The 16,237-nt window shown below is 68.1% G+C and carries 16 protein-coding genes; 9 read left to right on the top strand and 7 right to left on the bottom strand.

Annotation, left to right across the window (positions count from 1 at the left end):
* Positions 1 to 2 precede the first annotated feature (2 nt).
* Together ABD770_RS10645 and ABD770_RS10650 are read left to right on the top strand one after the other, a co-directional pair.
* A complete protein-coding gene (locus tag ABD770_RS10645; protein WP_344819531.1) occupies positions 3 to 1,037 on the top strand; it encodes a ribose-phosphate diphosphokinase in 1,035 nt (344 codons plus the stop codon).
* Between the two features lie 19 nt (positions 1,038 to 1,056).
* Positions 1,057 to 2,607: an FAD-dependent oxidoreductase gene (locus ABD770_RS10650; RefSeq protein WP_344819532.1), complete on the top strand. Its 1,551-nt coding sequence runs from the start codon at positions 1,057 to 1,059 to the stop codon at positions 2,605 to 2,607.
* On the opposite strand, the gene ABD770_RS10655 is transcribed toward ABD770_RS10650, so the two are convergent.
* From ABD770_RS10655 to ABD770_RS10665, 3 genes are all read right to left on the bottom strand, one after another.
* Positions 2,601 to 4,052, bottom strand: coding sequence for a sensor histidine kinase (locus ABD770_RS10655; protein ID WP_425562764.1), 1,452 nt, complete (start codon positions 4,050 to 4,052; stop codon positions 2,601 to 2,603). The two genes, ABD770_RS10650 and ABD770_RS10655, sit on opposite strands and share 7 nt — an antisense overlap.
* Positions 4,053 to 4,098: 46 nt before the next feature.
* Positions 4,099 to 4,827, bottom strand: a complete 729-nt coding sequence (locus ABD770_RS10660; protein WP_344819534.1) for a response regulator transcription factor — start codon at positions 4,825 to 4,827, stop codon at positions 4,099 to 4,101.
* A 64-nt stretch (positions 4,828 to 4,891) separates the two neighbouring features.
* A complete protein-coding gene (locus ABD770_RS10665) occupies positions 4,892 to 5,620 on the bottom strand; it encodes a FadR/GntR family transcriptional regulator (RefSeq protein WP_344819535.1) in 729 nt (242 codons plus the stop codon).
* A 135-nt stretch (positions 5,621 to 5,755) separates the two neighbouring features.
* On the opposite strand from ABD770_RS10665, the gene ABD770_RS10670 reads away from it, so the two are divergent.
* From ABD770_RS10670 to manD, 5 genes are all read left to right on the top strand, one after another.
* The gene (locus tag ABD770_RS10670; protein WP_344819536.1) at positions 5,756 to 7,063 is read left to right on the top strand and encodes an ABC transporter substrate-binding protein; all 1,308 of its coding nucleotides are present in this window, start codon (positions 5,756 to 5,758) and stop codon (positions 7,061 to 7,063) included.
* A 68-nt stretch (positions 7,064 to 7,131) separates the two neighbouring features.
* Positions 7,132 to 8,058 carry a carbohydrate ABC transporter permease gene (locus ABD770_RS10675; RefSeq protein WP_344819537.1) on the top strand — a complete coding sequence of 309 codons (927 nt, stop codon included), beginning with the start codon at positions 7,132 to 7,134 and terminating at the stop codon, positions 8,056 to 8,058.
* Complete coding sequence (locus ABD770_RS10680) at positions 8,055 to 8,936, top strand: carbohydrate ABC transporter permease (RefSeq protein WP_344819538.1); 882 nt, start codon at positions 8,055 to 8,057, stop codon at positions 8,934 to 8,936. The genes ABD770_RS10675 and ABD770_RS10680 overlap by 4 nt, the downstream gene beginning before the upstream one ends.
* Before the next feature lie 45 nt (positions 8,937 to 8,981).
* Positions 8,982 to 10,133: a galactonate dehydratase gene (dgoD, locus tag ABD770_RS10685; RefSeq protein WP_344819539.1), complete on the top strand. Its 1,152-nt coding sequence runs from the start codon at positions 8,982 to 8,984 to the stop codon at positions 10,131 to 10,133.
* Positions 10,134 to 10,197: 64 nt separating this feature from the next.
* Entirely contained in the window at positions 10,198 to 11,436 is a 1,239-nt protein-coding gene (gene manD, locus ABD770_RS10690) for a D-mannonate dehydratase ManD (RefSeq protein WP_344819540.1), read from the top strand.
* A gap of 77 nt (positions 11,437 to 11,513) precedes the next feature.
* Here manD and gndA read toward each other — a convergent pair whose 3' ends face one another.
* Together gndA and ABD770_RS10700 are read right to left on the bottom strand one after the other, a co-directional pair.
* Positions 11,514 to 12,968 carry an NADP-dependent phosphogluconate dehydrogenase gene (gndA, locus tag ABD770_RS10695; RefSeq protein WP_344819541.1) on the bottom strand — a complete coding sequence of 485 codons (1,455 nt, stop codon included), beginning with the start codon at positions 12,966 to 12,968 and terminating at the stop codon, positions 11,514 to 11,516.
* A gap of 102 nt (positions 12,969 to 13,070) precedes the next feature.
* Positions 13,071 to 13,196 (bottom strand): hypothetical protein, encoded by a 126-nt coding sequence (locus ABD770_RS10700; protein WP_344819542.1) that lies wholly within the window; start codon positions 13,194 to 13,196, stop codon positions 13,071 to 13,073.
* Positions 13,197 to 13,386: 190 nt separating this feature from the next.
* Here ABD770_RS10700 and ABD770_RS10705 point away from each other — a divergent pair, with 190 nt between their 5' ends.
* Both ABD770_RS10705 and pth read left to right on the top strand, forming a co-directional pair.
* Positions 13,387 to 13,998 (top strand): 50S ribosomal protein L25/general stress protein Ctc, encoded by a 612-nt coding sequence (locus tag ABD770_RS10705; protein WP_344819543.1) that lies wholly within the window; start codon positions 13,387 to 13,389, stop codon positions 13,996 to 13,998.
* 85 nt (positions 13,999 to 14,083) lie between these two features.
* On the top strand, positions 14,084 to 14,665 hold the full coding sequence (gene pth / locus ABD770_RS10710) for an aminoacyl-tRNA hydrolase (protein ID WP_344819544.1): 582 nt from the start codon (positions 14,084 to 14,086) through the stop codon (positions 14,663 to 14,665).
* Between the two features lie 30 nt (positions 14,666 to 14,695).
* Here pth and ABD770_RS10715 read toward each other — a convergent pair whose 3' ends face one another.
* A complete protein-coding gene (locus ABD770_RS10715; RefSeq protein WP_344819545.1) occupies positions 14,696 to 15,193 on the bottom strand; it encodes a hypothetical protein in 498 nt (165 codons plus the stop codon).
* 31 nt (positions 15,194 to 15,224) lie between these two features.
* On the bottom strand, positions 15,225 to 16,229 hold the full coding sequence (gene trpS / locus ABD770_RS10720; protein WP_344819547.1) for a tryptophan--tRNA ligase: 1,005 nt from the start codon (positions 16,227 to 16,229) through the stop codon (positions 15,225 to 15,227).
* Positions 16,230 to 16,237 lie beyond the last annotated feature (8 nt).

A 16,237-nucleotide genomic window follows, 5' to 3' on the forward strand; every position in this document is an offset into this window, starting at 1 on the left:
GGATGGGCCACAAGAAGAAGGCGGCGGCACGGGATCGGGAGAACGGGGTCGCCCCCGGCCTGATCGCGAAGACCAAGAAGCGACTGGTGGTCGCCGGCGGCCGTTCCCACCCGGAGCTGACCGCCGCCGTCGCCGCGGCGCTGGGCCAGGAGATGGCTCCCGTCGAGCATCGCACCTTCGCCTCCGGCGAGATCTACGCGCGGTTCGAGGTGTCGATCCGGGGCTGCGACCTGTTCATCGTGCAGTCCTTCGGGGAACCGATCAACGAGTGGCTCATGGAGACGCTCATCATGCTGGACGCGGCCAAGCGGGCATCCGCCAAGCGCATCACCGTCGTCGCCCCGTACTACCCGTACTCCCGGCAGGACAAGAAGGGGCGCGGACGCGAGCCGATCAGCGCCCGCCTGGTCGCCGACATGCTCAAGGTCGCCGGCGCCGACCGGGTCATGAGCGTCGACCTGCACGCCGCGCAGATCCAGGGCTTCTTCGACGGCCCCGTCGACCATCTGTTCGCCAAGCCCGTGCTGCTGAAGCACTTCGAGGAGACCCTGACGCCCGAAGACCGTGAGACGCTCACGATCGTCTCGCCCGACATGGGCCGCGTGCGAGTGGCCGACACCTGGTCGGACAGCCTCGGCGCGCCGCTGGCGATCATCCACAAGCGCCGTGACCCGAAGGTCGCCAATCAGGTCTCGGTGCACGAGATCGTCGGAACCGTGAACGATCGCACCTGTCTGCTCGTGGACGACATGATCGACACCGGGGGCACGATCGTCAAGGCCGCGCAGGCGCTGAAGGACAACGGCGCGCGCAAGGTCATCGTCGCCGCCACGCACGCCATCTTCAGCGATCCGGCCGCCGGGCGCCTGCAGGACTCCTCGATCGACCAGGTGGTCGTCACCGACACCGTCCCGCTCGCCGAGTCCCGTCGCTGGGACGGGCTCATCGTGCTCCCCATCGCTCCGTTGCTGGCCCGTGCCATCAAGCAGGTGTTCGAGGACGGGTCCGTGACGAGCATGTTCAACGGAGCCGCTTGAACGGCGCCGCCCTTTCGCAGTGATCCCGTCCCCGACCGCGCTTCGTCAGCGCGTGCTCGCCGTCCTCGGCGCGATCTCGATGTACCGGCTGGTGCTCTGCGCCCTCGTCGCGCTGGCGGTCGTGGCGCTCGGGTTCTCCCTCACCGGTCTCGTCGGCCCCACGGCGGGGGAGATCCTGGCATCCTTCGTGGTGCTTGCCGTCGTCATCTCCGCCGTCGACGCCGCAGCGCAGCGCATCCTGCGGCTGCCGTGGCGGGTGGAGTCATCACTGGTGACCGCCCTGGTCCTGCTGTTCGTGCTGCAGCCGTCGCTGAGCGCGGCCGGACTGGCGGGCACCGCCCTCGCCGGCGCCCTGGCGAGTCTGTCGAAGTACCTGATCGCCTGGCGCGGCCGTCACGTGCTCAACCCGGCTGCCTTCGGCGCCGCGGTCGTGACGGTGTTCGGGCTGGGGTCGTTCTCGTCGTGGTGGGTGGGCACTCCGGTGCTGTCGGTGGCCGTCGCCGTGCTCGGCCTCCTCGTGCTGTGGCGCACCGAGAAGGTGCGCATCGTCCTGGTCTTCCTCGTGGTGGTGGTCGTCGTCTCCGTGGTGCGGCAGGCCGTCGGGCTGCACCGGTCCGGTGAGGGGTTCGACTCCGTGGATGCCGTCGTGTTCGCGATCTCGCACACCCCGTACCTGTTCCTCGGCGCCTTCATGCTGTCCGAGCCCCTGACGCTGCCTCCGCGGCGCTGGCAGCAGTTCATCGTCGCGGCCCTGGTGGGCGCGCTGGCAGGCTGGCCGATCCCCGTGGCGGGCCTGTTCACTCTGGGTCAGGAGCGCGCGCTGCTGCTGGGAAACGTGCTCGCCTTCGTCTTCGCCGTGCGCGGTTCGGTGCGCCTGGTGCTGGAGAAGCGCCGGATGGTCACCCCCACCGCGCAGGAGCTCACCTTCCGGGCGCGAGGGCGGCTGAGCTTCCTGCCCGGCCAGTACCTCGAGCTGGACGTTCCGCACCGGCATCCGGATGCCCGCGGTACGCGCCGCGAGTTCAGCATCGTCTCCGCTCCCGCCGACCTGCCGACCCTGCGCATCGCGTACAAGAACGGCGACCAGCGGCATCCGTCGAGCTACAAGAGGGCTCTCGCCGCCGCGCAGCCCGGTGCGGCACTGGCTGTCACCGGGACCTGGGGCGACTTCCTGCTGCCGCGCGGGCCCTCGCCGGTGCTCATGGTGGCGGCGGGGATCGGCGTCACGCCGTTCGTCTCGCAGCTGCGTCAGCTGCAGGCGACGGGTGTGCGACGCGACATCGTGCTCGTCTACGTCGCCTCCGAGGCGGCGGAGCTCGCGTTCCGCGACGAACTGGAGGCGACGGGCGTGCGTGCCGTGGTCTTCACACGCGACGAGCCGCAGGACCTGGGGCCGGGATGGAGCTGGGCGGGCGGTGCGCGGCTGGACGCTGAAGGGCTCGAGCGCGAGGTGGCCGACATCGCCGCACGTCATGCCTTCATCTCCGGGCCACCGCGGCTGATCGCCGACCTGGCGCCGGCCTTGCAGAAGGCACGCAGTCTCACAACCGACGCCTTCGCCGGCTACTGAGTGGAAGCCAGCGGCAGTCGCACGGTGAACGTCGTGTCGCCCGGGGTGCTGGCCACCTCGATCGTCCCGCCGTGCCCCTCCACGATGGCCTTCGCGATGGCCAGGCCCAGTCCCGTCCCGCCGGTGCGGCGGGCGCGGGAGGCGTCACCGCGGGCGAAGCGCGCGAACATCTCGTCGCGCACGTCGGGATCGATCCCGGGGCCGTCGTCGTGCACGCGCAGGACGGCGTCGCCGCCCTCGACGGCCAGGGACAGGGTGATGGTGGTGCCGGTCGGGGTGTGCGTTCGCGCGTTGGCGAGAAGGTTGGCCAGCACCTGGTGCAGCCTGCCGGCGTCTCCGGAGAGCAGCACCGGGTCGCCGGGCACGTCCAGCTCCCAGACGTGCTCGGGTGCGGTGGGCTGCGCATCCGTGAGCGCCTCGACGGCGAGCTGTGTGAGATCCACCTCGCTGCGCAAGAGCTCGCGCCCCTCATCCAGTCGCGCCAGCAGCAGCAGATCCTCGACGAGCCGAGTCATGCGCAGCGACTGCGCCTGGATGCGCTCCAGCGCCGAGGTGGTGTCCTGCATCGTCTGCGGGGACGGCGGCGCAGTGGCGTCGTCCTGCCTGAGCGCACGCAGGGACAGCTCGGAATACCCCCGGATGGAAGCCAGCGGGGTGCGCAGCTCGTGGCTGGCGTCCGCGACGAACCTGCGCATCCGCTCTTCGTTGCGCTGACGGGCGGCGAGCGACGAGTCGACGTGGTCGAGCAGGGTGTTCAGCGCCACGCCCACCCGGCCGACCTCCGTGCGGGGATCGGCCTCGTAGTCGGGCACGCGCTCGGTGATGCTCACCTCCCCGCGGTCCAGAGGCCTGCCCGCCACCCGCGTGGCCGTCGCCGCCACGGCCCTCAGCGGTCGCAGTCCCATGCTGATCGTCAGCGCCGTCGTCAGCGCCAGCAGCAGCAGGCCGCCGAGTGTGGCCAGGGCGATCACCGTGAACAGTGCACCCAGCGTCCGCTGGATCTCCGCGCGGGACAGTCCGGTGACGACGACCGTGCCGCTCTCGGTCTGCGCGATGCTCACGAGGTAGGAGCCGGCGGTGCGCAGCGACACGGTCGCGGTACCCGCACCGCGCAGCGCCTCCTTCAGGTCGAACAGATCGCGGTCGGTCAGCGCCTGCCCTCCCGAGGCTGTGACGATCACTCCGGACGCGGCCTGGGCCGCGGGCTGCACGGCCAGCAGGAGGCCTGCGGGCACCCGCTTGCCGGCGAGGGCCTGCTCTGCGGTGAGCGTCGTGCCGGTCACCGCGGTCACGGGCTCGGCATCCGTCACCCAGCGCGCGGCGACCGCCGAGTACCCCGCCAGCTGCTCCTGGAGGCGATCCTCGAGGGTCTTGCCCAGGGTGGCGCTGGTGATGATGGCGACGATGACGAGGATGAGGGACACGAACCCGATCACCGCGGCCATCAGCCGTGCCTGCAGGCTCACCGGACGGGCGAACACGAGGCGCCTACTACTGGGGGGACTTGATCATGTAGCCCACGCCGCGCACGGTGTGCAGCAGGGGAGTGCGGCCGGCGTCGATCTTCTTGCGCAGGTACGAGATGTACAGTTCCACGACCGAGGACTTCCCGCCGAAGTCGTAGCTCCACACCCGGTCGAGGATCTGCGCCTTCGACAGCACCCGGCGCTCATTGCGCATGAGGAACCGCAGCAGCTCGAACTCCGTGGCCGTCAGTTCGATCTCGTCGTCTCCGCGGGTCACCTCGTGGCTGTCCTCGTTGAGCGACAGGTCGGCGACCCGCAGCACGGACTGCTCGTCCTCCGCCTGCCCCTGACCGGAGCGGCGGATCACCGCGCGCAGTCGCGCGATGACCTCCTCGAGGCTGAACGGCTTGGTGACGTAGTCGTCCCCACCGGCGGTGAGCCCGGCGATGCGGTCGCTGACGGAGTCCTTGGCGGTCAGGAACACGACCGGGACGAGGTTGCCGGCCTCCCGCAGCCTGCGCAGCACGCTCATGCCGTCGAGGTCGGGCATCATCACATCCAGCACGAGCGCATCCGGCTCGAAGTCCCGCGCGACCTGCAGGGCCTCCAGGCCCGAACCCGCGGTGCGCACCTCCCAGCCCTCCATGCGCAGGGCCATGGCCAGCAGGTCGGTGAGCATCGGCTCATCGTCGACGGCGAGGATCCGCAACGGCGAACCGTCGGGGCGTCGCATATCAGGGTGCTCGTGGCTCATGCGTCCAGTCTGAGTAATCACCTATGAGATCTCTATGGAATCTGCTGTGCATCTGCTGTGGGAATCAGCTCCGAGTGATCTCATCCAGCTCCTGCTCCCAGATCCTGCGCATCTCGTCGAGTGCGCGATCGGCGATGGCGACGACCGAGCGCGCCGCCTTCGCCGCATCGCCGGTCTGGATGGCCATGGCGACGTCGACATGGAACTGCAGCGCCACGAGGGCGGGGAACTGCGGCTGCAGATCATACTGGGAGCGGCCGAGCAGCACCTCCTCGACGAGGGGCTGCAGCTTGGCGAGCATCTCGTTGCCGCTGAGTTCGAGGATGCGCCGATGGAACTGGATGTCCAGGTGGAGGAACTCCTCCGCGTCGCCGCTCTTGCCCGCCGCGTAGAGTCGCGCCGAGAGTCCCACGAGATCGCCGGCCTCATTCGCCGTCGCCCGCTGCGCGGCGAGCTGGGCGGCGGCCGGCTCGATGGCGCCGCGGAGCTCCGTGAGCGAGCGCAGCTGCGCCTCGCGACTGGGGCCGGCGAGGCGCCATCGGATGACATGGATGTCATACACGTTCCAGGAGGCGAGGGGGAGCACGCTGACGCCGACGCGGCGCTTCGCGGCGAGCAGACCCAGCGCCTGCAGTGCGCGCAGCGCTTCGCGCACGACGGGACGCGACACGCGGAAGCGCTCTTCGATGGACTCGGTCGTGAACGTGGCACCGGGCGGGATCGTGCCGTTGCAGATCTCGCGGCCGAGCGTGTCCAGCACGAGAAAGCGGAGATCGCCCAGGGGAAGGGTCATAGCCTGATCATATCTTTTTGATATCGCATCTTGATAAGGCATATTTATAACGATTAAATTCTCCACTAAGCAGACGTAAAGGCACGTCTGCGCCATGTTCCTGCAGCGAAGTCGCTCAGCACAGGAGGAATCACAGTGAAGTACGGATCGAAGACCGCGCGCGTTCTCGCCGTGGCATCCGCGGTGGCCCTCACCGGCGCCCTGGTCAGCTGCTCCGGCGGCTCGGACGTCGACGAGAACGCCGATGTCTCCGGCGAGACCATCCGGGTCACGCTGGTCAACCACGTCTGGACGGAGGCGTTCAAGGATCTCATCCCCGAGTTCGAGAAGGAGACCGGGGTCACGGTCGAGGTCACGCAGCTCGCGGAGGACCAGCTGTCAGACCAGTACAACGTCAAGCTCAACGCGGGCACCGACGAGATCGACGTGATGATGTACCGCCCGCTCCAGGAAGGGAAGCTCTTCGCGGACAACGGCTACCTCGCCGATCTCACCGATCTCGTCAACTCGGACGAGTTCGACTGGAGTGACTTCCAGGACGGCCCGGCCAGCCTGACGACGTATCAGGACGCCGTTTACGGCGTGCCGATCATCACCGAGCGCACCGTGCTCGCCTACCGCAAGGATCTCCTCGAGGCAGCAGGACTGGACGTTCCCCAGACACTCGAGGAGCTCGAGACGGCCGCAGCGACGATCCACGAGCAGAATCCGGACGTCGCCGGGTACATCGGACGGACGGGCAAGTCTGCGGCAGTGACCCAGTTCAGCGCCTTCCTGTTCAGCTCGGGCGGCAAGTGGATCAACGACGACGGCACCTCCGCCATCGGCAGTGACGAGGCACGGGGCGCCTACGAGCTCTACGGCCGCCTCATCCACGACTACACCGACGCGACCATCAACCCGGAGATGAGCTGGGCGGAGTCCTTCGCCGTCTTCCAGCAGGGCCAGGCGGCATTCATCGCCGACGCCGACAGCCTCTACAAGAACCTCATCGATCCCGAGCAGTCGACGGTCGCCGATCAGGTCGGCTTCGCGGCGTTCCCCGCGGGCTCCGCGGGTTCCAAGCCCTACAACGTCGCGTCATGGGCGCTCGCGATCAACGAGACCTCTGCGCACAAGGACGCCGCCTGGCAGTTCATCGACTGGGCTGCGTCCAAGGAGAAGACGATCCAGATGACCGAGCTCGGCGTGACCGGTGCCCGTACCTCCGCGTGGGCGGATGAGAGCGCGATCGCGGACTATCCCGCTGATCTGCTCGAGGCCATCAAGATCAACGGCGAGAACGGCGTCGGTCAGGACCGCCCGCTCGTCATCCAGGTCGCACAGGCCCGCGAGATCGTGGGAGACCCCATCACCACGGCGATCAGCGGTGGCGATGTCAACGCGTCCGTCGATGCCGCGGACGAGGCGTTCAACGCGTTCCTCGTCGAGGACGCGGAGTAAGGACCGCCGTTCAGTGACCGCCCCGGCTCGGGCCGGGGCGGTCATCGCCTCTCTCTACGGACGAATTCATGACTGCACTTCACACCGCCGACAGCGTCGGCCTCGGCGAGCGACTCAGCCGCTGGGCCGACAGACACCGCAAGTGGGTGTTCGCCGGGCCTGCGATCGGGTTCACCGTGCTGCTGCTCGCCGTCCCGCTGGGCTGGACGCTGTTCCTCAGCGTCACCGACTCCAAGCGCTCGGTGCGACGCGCTTTCGACTTCAACGGCATCGAGAACTATCTCGGAGCACTCACGGACTTCGAGCGTTTCTGGCCGTCCGTCGGCCGCACCGCGTACTTCACGGTCGCCGCGCTCGTCTTCGAGCTCATCTTCGGCATGATCATCGCGCTGCTGCTGTGGAAGCCCTTCCGCGGGCAGGGCTTCATCCGCACGGTGGTGCTGCTGCCGCTGGTGGCGACACCCGTCGCCGTCGGCATGATGTGGCGTCTGCTTTTCGAGCCGAACATCGGCTTCGTCAACGAGATGCTCTCGTGGGTCGGCATCCCGCCGCAGCCGTGGCTCGCGGACCCCGCCACATCGCTGACCACGCTCGTGTTCGTGGACATCTGGCAGTGGACGCCGATGGTCGCGCTGATCCTCCTCGCCGGTCTCACCAGCCTGTCCGACGAGCCGCAGGAGGCGGCAAGGGTCGATGGTGCGAACGACTGGCAGCGATTCTGGTATGTCACCGTCCCGCTCATGCGGCCCGTCATCGTCGCAGCCGTGCTGCTGCGGGGGATCGATGCGCTCAAGACCTTCGACATCCTGTACGCCACCAAGGGCAAGGGCGGCGGTTCGTCGCACGACGTGGAGACGCTCAACGTCTACGCGTACGGGCTGAGTTTCGACTACAACGAGTACGGCCTTGCGTCGGCGGTGCTCATCCTCTTCTTCCTGATCATCCTCGCGGTGATCTGGGTGCTGCAGATGCAGAGAAAGGGCAGGGACTCATGACCGTCCTCGACACGCGTGCCGTCGTCGCCGGGGCATCCGCGCCGCGGATTCGCCGGCGCAGGAGGTCCCGCTGGCTCCGGACGGGCCGTTTCGTCGGTCTCGCGCTCATCGTCCTGGCCTTCCTCGGTCCGATCGTCTGGATGCTGTTGGCGAGCTTCAAGCTCAACGTCCAGATCTACGACCCGAGTCAGGCGTTCATCTTCGAGCCCACGCTGGAGAACTACGGCACGGTCTTCGACCCGCGGCGCGGCAATTACCTCGTCTACATCTGGAACTCGTTCTACGTGGCGCTGATGGCGACGGTGCTGTCCCTCGTGCTGGCGGTTCCGGCCGCGTACGCGATGAGCCGCTACATGATGAACAAGTCGGCGCTCGTGGTGCTGCTCGCGCGCATCATCCCCGGTGTCAGCCTGCTGGTGCCGTGGTACTTCATCTTCGCCCAGCTGAGGATGACCGGGGGTTTCGCACCCCTGATCCTGTCGCACATGTTCGTCTCGCTGCCGCTGATCCTGTACATCATGATGTCGTTCTTCGATCAGCTCCCGGAGGAGCTGGAGGAGTCGGCCCAGGTCGATGGTCTCACGGCGATCGGCGCGTTCTTCAAGATCACGCTGCCGCTCTCCGTTCCGGGCATCGCGACGGCGACGATCCTGTCGTTCATCTTCTCCTGGAACAACTTCATGTTCGCACTCGTGCTCGCCGGGCAGTCGACCAAGACACTGCCCGTGGCGATCTTCGACTTCATCGGCTACGCCTCCATCGACTGGGGAGCGCTGATGGCGGCATCCGTCGTGGTGACCACGCCCATCATGCTCATCGCACTGTTCACGCAGCGGTACATCGTCTCGGGCCTCACGGCCGGAGCGACGAAGGGCTGACGGTGAGATGCTCTGCGAAGACGAGAGGAAGACGGAGGTGCGCGCATGAGCGCCGCCATCACGCGTGTCGAGACGTTCCCGGTCGCTCCGCGCTGGCTGTTCGTCCGGATCGAGACCGCCGATGGCCTCGTCGGGTGGGGGGAGGGATCGCTGGAGGGGTACGCCGATGTCGTGCGCACCGCCGTCGATCAGTTCTCCGGGTATCTCATCGGCAAGGATCCGGACCGCATCGAGGACCACTGGCAGGCGCTCACGAAGGGGCAGTTCTATCGTGGCGGACCCGTACTCGCCAGCGCGGTGTCCGGCGTCGACCAGGCATTGTGGGACATCAAGGGGAAGCGTCTGGGCGTGCCCGTGCACGACCTGCTCGGCGGTGCGGTGCGCGACAGCATCCGCGCCTACGGCTGGGTCGGGGGCGATGACCCGAACGAGGTCGCCGATCACATCTCGGCGCAGATCGAGGTCGGGCTCACGGCTGTGAAGATGAACGCCTCGGGCAGGATGAGCCGGAACGGCTCGGTCGCCGAACTCGACGGCGTCGTCGCTCGCGTCGCGAGCGCCCGTGAGGTGCTGGGGCCGCACCGAGACGTGGCCGTCGACCTGCACGGACGGTTCACTCTGGCCACGGCGCGCCGCCTGGCGCCTCTGCTCGAGCCGCTGCATCCGTTCTTCATCGAGGAGCCGATCATCCCCGAGAACTCCCACGTGATCGAGCGCATGGTGGAGGCCACCACGATCCCGATTGCGACCGGTGAGCGGCTGTACAGCCGCCAGGAGTTCCTGCCGGTGCTGCAGGCGGGTATCGCGATCGCCCAACCCGATCTGTCGCACGCCGGCGGCATCTCAGAGGTGCACCGCATCGCGGCGCTGGCCGACACCTTCGACGTGCTCATCGCCCCGCACTGCCCGCTGGGCCCGCTGGCGCTGGCCTCGTGCCTCCAGGTGGGCTTCGCGACACCGAACCATCTCATCCAGGAGCAGTCGATCGGCATCCACTACAACAAGGGCGCCGAGGTGCTCGACTACGTCGTGGACACCGAGCCGTTGAGGTTCGTCGACGGCTCGTTCGAGCGGCTGACCGGGCCCGGCCTCGGGATCGAGGTCGATGAGAGCGCCGTCCGGGATGCCGCCGCGAGATGGCGGACCTGGCAGAACCCGATCTGGCGCCATCCGGACGGTTCGGTGGCGGAGTGGTGAGCCCGCCGGTCGGCGTCATCCATCACCGCATTCGACTCCGTACTCAGAGAAAGGACACCCCGGCATGATCATCGACAAGGCCGAAGTGATCGTGACCAGCCCCAACCGGAACTTCGTGACGCTGAAGCTCACGACCGATGACGGGCTGGTCGGTCTCGGCGACGCGACGTTGAACGGACGCGAACTGGCGGTCGTGTCGTATCTGCGGGATCACGTCGTTCCCCTGATGATCGGGCGTGACGCGCATCGGATCGAGGACACGTGGCAGTTCCTGTATCGCTCGGCATACTGGCGTCGCGGTCCGGTGACGATGGCGGCGATCGGCGCGGTGGACATGGCGCTGTGGGACATCAAGGCGAAGGCCGCGGGGATGCCGCTGTATCAGCTGCTGGGCGGCGCATCGCGCACCGGGCTGCTGGCGTACGGGCACGCGTCGGGCAAGGAGCTGCCGGAGCTGTTCGACTCGATCCGCAAACATCAGGAGCTCGGGTTCCGGGCGATTCGCGTGCAGACCGGCGTTCCCGGGCTGCGGGCGATCTACGGCATCGCGTCCCAGGCCGAGGCCGCCGGCGGAGGCGCCGCCCGATACGATCATGAACCCGCCCGTCGCGGTGCCCGTCCGATGGAGGAGGACTGGGACACGCGCGCCTATCTGCGTCACGTTCCCGGTGTGTTCGAGGCGGTGCGCAACGAGTTCGGTGCGGAGGTCCCGCTGCTGCACGACGGGCATCATCGGATGACGCCGATCCAGGCCGCGAAGCTGGGCAAGGCGCTCGAGCCCTTCGACCTGTTCTGGCTGGAGGACTGCACTCCGGCGGAGAACCAGGAGGCGCTGCGTCTGGTGCGGCAGCACACCACCACGCCGCTCGCGATCGGCGAGGTGTTCAACACGGTCTGGGACTTCAAGGACCTGATCCGCGACCAGCTGATCGACTACGTGCGCGGTGCAGTCACCCACATGGGCGGCATCACTCCGCTGCGGAAGACGATCGAGTACGCCGCGCAATACCAGATCAAGTCCGGCTTCCACGGCCCCACCGACATCTCCCCCGTGGGCATGGCCGCACAGATGCACCTGGGGCTGGCGATCCACAACTTCGGCATCCAGGAGTACATGCAGCACGGGGAGAAGACGAACCAGGTCTTCGAGCAGTCCTTCACCTGGCAGGACGGCATGCTCCATCCTGGCGATCAGCCAGGGCTCGGCGTCGACCTGAACCAGGACGAAGCCGGCAGGTATCCGTATGAGCAGGCCTACCTGCCATACAACCGCCTCGCGGACGGCACCGTTCACGACTGGTGAGCAGCGTCCTCGGGACAGGAGAGGGGGCGAGGATCGATTCGGCTGGATCCTCGCCCCCTCTCTGACATCCGATCGGCTCAGTGGGTGTCTTCGGCCTCGACCTCGGAGCGGTCGCCCGACCACAGGGTGTGGAAGGTGCCCTCCTTGTCCACGCGCTTGTAGGTGTGGGCGCCGAAGAAGTCGCGCTGCCCCTGCACGAGCGCGGCCGGCAGCCGGTCGGCCCGCAGACCGTCGTAGTAGGACAGCGAGGAGCTGAATGCCGGAGCGGGGATGCCCGCCTGCGCGGCCGCGACGACCACGCGACGCCACGCCGCCTGGCCGCGGGCGAGCGCCTCGGCGAAGTAGGGCGCCGTCATCAGCACGGGGAGCTCGGGGCTCTCCGCGTACGCGTCGGCGATGCGGTTGAGGAACTGTGCGCGGATGATGCAGCCGCCCCGCCAGATCTTCGAGACTGCCCCGAGATCGATCGTCCAGTCGTACTCGGCGGCGCCGGCGCGGATCTCGTCGAAACCCTGCGAGTACGCGACGATCTTCGACGCGTACAGCGCGAGGCGCACATCCTCGATGAATGCGTCGACCTGGTCCTCCGGCACCTGGAAGGCCTCGGCGGGGCCGGGCAGCGACGCGGCGACGGCGCGCTGCTCGGGGTGCGAGGACAGCGAGCGGGCGAAGGTGGCCTCGGCGATCCCGGACACCGGTGTGCCCAGCGCGAGCGCGGTCTGCACGGTCCACGCACCGGTGCCCTTGGCGCCCGCCTGGTCGAGGATGACGTCCACGAGCGGCAGCGAGGTGGTGGCGTCGACCTGTCGGAGCACCTCGGCGGTGATCTCGATCAGGTACGACTCCAGTTCGCCGCGGTTCCACTCGGCGAAGATGTCCGCGATCTGCGCCGGGGTCTTCCCCGTACCGCGGCGGATGAGATCGTAGGCCTCGGCGATCAGCTGCATGTCGGCGTACTCGATGCCGTTGTGCACCATCTTCACGAAGTGGCCGGCGCCGTTGTGGCCGATGTGCGTCACGCACGGCTCGCCCTCGGCGACCGCGGCGATGGAGCGCAGGATCGGTCCGAGCGTCACCCAGGACTCGTCGGAGCCGCCCGGCATGATCGAGGGCCCCAGCAGGGCGCCCTCCTCGCCGCCGGAGATGCCGGCGCCGACGTAGTTGATGCCCGTGGAGCGGACCGCCTTCTCGCGGCGGATCGTGTCGGGGAAGTAGGCGTTCCCCCCGTCGACGATGATGTCGCCCGGCTCGAACACCTTCACGAGCTCGTCGATCACGGCATCCGTGGGGCCGCCGGCCTTGACCATGATGATGGCTGTGCGGGGCTTCTGCAGGCTCGCCGCGAACTCCTCGTACGAGAAGGCCGGGACGAACTGCGCCTCGGGGTGCGCGGCCACCAGCTCGTCGGTCTTGGCTCGGCTGCGGTTGAGCACCGCGACGGTGTTGCCCTCACGGCTTGCGAGGTTGCGGGCCAGGTTCGACCCCATGACAGCGAGTCCGACGACTCCGATGTTGGCTGATGCTTCAGGCACTGAAAGCTCCTCGAGATGAGTATGGAATCTCAGGGTATCGGCTGTCGGATGCACGGGGCTGACGGTTACAGCAGACCGCGGCGATCGTCAGGGCGCGCCCGGTCAGTCCTTGCGGTGCGTCGCGCGGCCCATCGACAGCATCGCGCCGATCGAGGAGACGGCACCGACCACGATGATCGCGCCGATCACCCAGAAGACGACATGAGAGAGGAAAGCGGCATCGAGCATGAGAAACAGCCTACCGGGGTTTCGGGTACCATTGAGGAGTTCCTCGGCGAGGGATGCGCTGTTCCCACGCGCATCCGTTATCGACGCGGCGATGTGAGTCCTGTGGTCTCCCTTCTTCGCGTCCGCGTTCGAGGCGCCGAAACCCACGACCACCGCACGGCCCGCCGTCGTGCGCATGAAGGAGAACATCATGTCAGACGACAACAAGGTCATCGCCGAGTTGCGCACGAGCTTCGGCAAGGGCTTCGCCCGTCGGCTGCGTGCCGAGGGCAGGATCCCCGCGGTCATCTACGGCCACGGCTCCGACCCCGTGCACGTGGCTCTGCCCGGCCACCAGGTCTCGCTCATCATCCGCCGCGCCAATGCGCTTCTCGACCTGGACATCGACGGGAAGTCGCAGCTCACGCTCGTCAAGGACGTGCAGCGCGACCCGGTGCGTCAGATCATCGAGCACATCGACCTGCTGGTCGTCAAGAAGGGTGAGAAGGTCCACGTCGAGGTTCCGCTGGTCGTCACCGGCGAGTCCTTCTCGGGCACCATCGTGACCGTGGACGTCGCGACCATCAAGCTCGAGGTCGAGGCCACCCGCATCCCGCAGCACGTCGAGGTCTCGGTCGAGGGCCTCGAGGACGGCACGCACATCACCGCGGGTGATGTCGCCCTGCCCGAGGGCGCCACACTGCTGGACGACGCCGACCTGCTGCTCATCGCCGTGTCCACCCCGGTCGCCGAGGCGGTCGAGGAGGAGGAGGCCGAGGCTCCGGCCGCGGCCGCGCCCGCAGCGGAGGCCGCTGCGGAGTGATCCGCTGACGACGTCTGAGGAGGGGGTGCGAGCGATCGCGCCCCCTCCTTCACACCGTGCGGGTCGCATGTCGAGAGGAAAGAGCATGGCATCCACCTGGCTGGTCGTGGGTCTGGGCAATCCCGGGCCCCGCTATGCGGCGACCAGGCACAACATCGGTCAGATGGTGGTGGACGAGCTCGCAGAGCGGCGCGGTGAGCGGTTCCGCGAGCACAAGGCCGGTGCCCGTGTCGCGGAGATCCGCCTGCGGTCGGGCGGTGACAGGCTCGTGCTGGCCAAGCTGAATTCGTTCATGAACGTCTCCGGCGCCCCGGCCGCCGCACTCGCCCGGTACTATTCGATCGATCCGGATCACATGGTCGTCGTGCATGATGAGCTCGATATCCCGTTCGACACGATCCGGCTCAAGATCGGTGGCGGGCACGGCGGCCACAACGGCGTCCGCGATATCGCGCGCGTCCTCGGCACACCCGACTTCCTGCGCGTGCGCGCCGGCATCGGACGCCCGCCCGGTCGGCAGGATCCGGCCGACTGGGTGCTCGGGGCGTTCGGTGCGGTCGAGAGGAAGACGCTGCCGGTGTTCGTCTCCGATGCCGCGGATGCCGTGGAGCAGCTCGTCGAAGAGGGGCTGACGGCGGCGCAGCAGACGCACCACTCCCGGGGCTGAACGACCGGCCCGGTCTCAGCGACCGGCGGGTCAGGGACCCGCTGTCGTTCCCAGGGCGGTGCCGACGGCGAACAGGATCCAGGCCGACAGCAGGAACCCGCCGGGGCCGATGGTCGCCAGCACGATGGCGGCGATGCCCGGCCCGCGTCCGCGTCTGCGCACGGCGGCGGTGATGCCGAGGACGAAAGCGAGGATGCCGATGACGGTGGCCGCCCAGAACAGGATCTCGATCCAGAGCACCTCGGTGCGCACCGGCGTCAGCGCCGACAGCGAGAGATCACCGGAAGCGGTGATCAGCATGTCGAAGGGCGTCCGCGTGCCGATGCCCAGGGCCAGCAGCCCGGCGAGGAGCGGCGAGACGACGGATGCCAGCAGCGCCGCGACCAGAGCGAGCGTCCCCGTCGCGCTCGACGCCCGGGGAGCCGTCGGCGGCATCTGATACGCGCCGACGGGCGCCCGGTACCCGCCGACGGGCACCGTGTAGGAACCGGGCGGTGGCGCCTGCGGCGGCGGGAACGCGTTGCTCACGGCATCCTCCTCTGGTCGACGCCGCAGGTGATCAGACGCGGCGGAGCAGGCCGACGCGGTCGTAGACGTCCGCGAGTGTGGCGTCGGCGACCTCGTCGGCTCTCGCCGCGTTCGCCGCGAGCACGCGGTCCAGCTCAGCGGGATCGTCCAGCAGCGCGTTGGCGCGCTCGCGGACCGGTCCGAACTCCTCGACGACCACCTCGGCGAGACCCTTCTTGAAGTCGCCGTAGCCGCGTCCGGCGTACTCGTCCTCGATGGAGGCGATCTGCCTGCCGGTGAGGGCGGCGTAGATGGTGAGCAGATTGGACACCCCGGGCTTGTTCTCGCGGTCGTAGTGGACCGAGCCCTCGGTGTCGGTCACGGCGCGCATGATCTTCTTCGCCGACTTCGCCGGATCGTCCAGCAGCCACAGCACTCCGGCGTCGCTCTCAGCCGATTTCGACATCTTCGCCGTGGGGTTCTGGAGATCGTAGATCCGGGCGGTGTCCTTCTGGATCACGGCTTCGGGGACGGTGAAGGTCTTCCCGAAGCGCTTGTTGAAGCGCTCAGCGAGGTCGCGTGTCAGCTCGACGTGCTGCTTCTGATCGTCGCCGACCGGCACCAGCTCGGACTGGTACAGCAGGATGTCCGCAGCCATCAGCACGGGATACGTGAACAGTCCCACCGAGGTGGAATCCGTGCCGTAACGGGCCGATTTGTCCTTGAACTGGGTCATCCGCCCCGCTTCGCCGAAGCCAGTGATGGTGCTGAGGATCCAGGCCAGCTCGGCGTGGGCGCGCACGTGCGACTGCACGTACAGGGTGGACTTGGACGGCTCGATCCCGGCGGCGATGTACTGTGCGGCCGTGCGGCGGGTCTTTTCGCGCAGCTCGGCCGGATCCTGCGGCACGGTGATGGCGTGCAGGTCGACGACCGAGAAGAACGCCTCGAAGGACGACTGCATCTCGCGCCACTGCAGGAGCGCCCCGATGTAGTTGCCGGCCTGGAGGGAGTCGGCGGAGGGCTGCATTCCGGAATAGAGGCGAGGTCTGGTCACAGCTCAAT

Origin of the sequence: Microbacterium soli, assembly GCF_039539005.1 — a bacterium.
Taxonomy (GTDB): Bacteria; Actinomycetota; Actinomycetes; order Actinomycetales; family Microbacteriaceae; genus Microbacterium; species Microbacterium soli.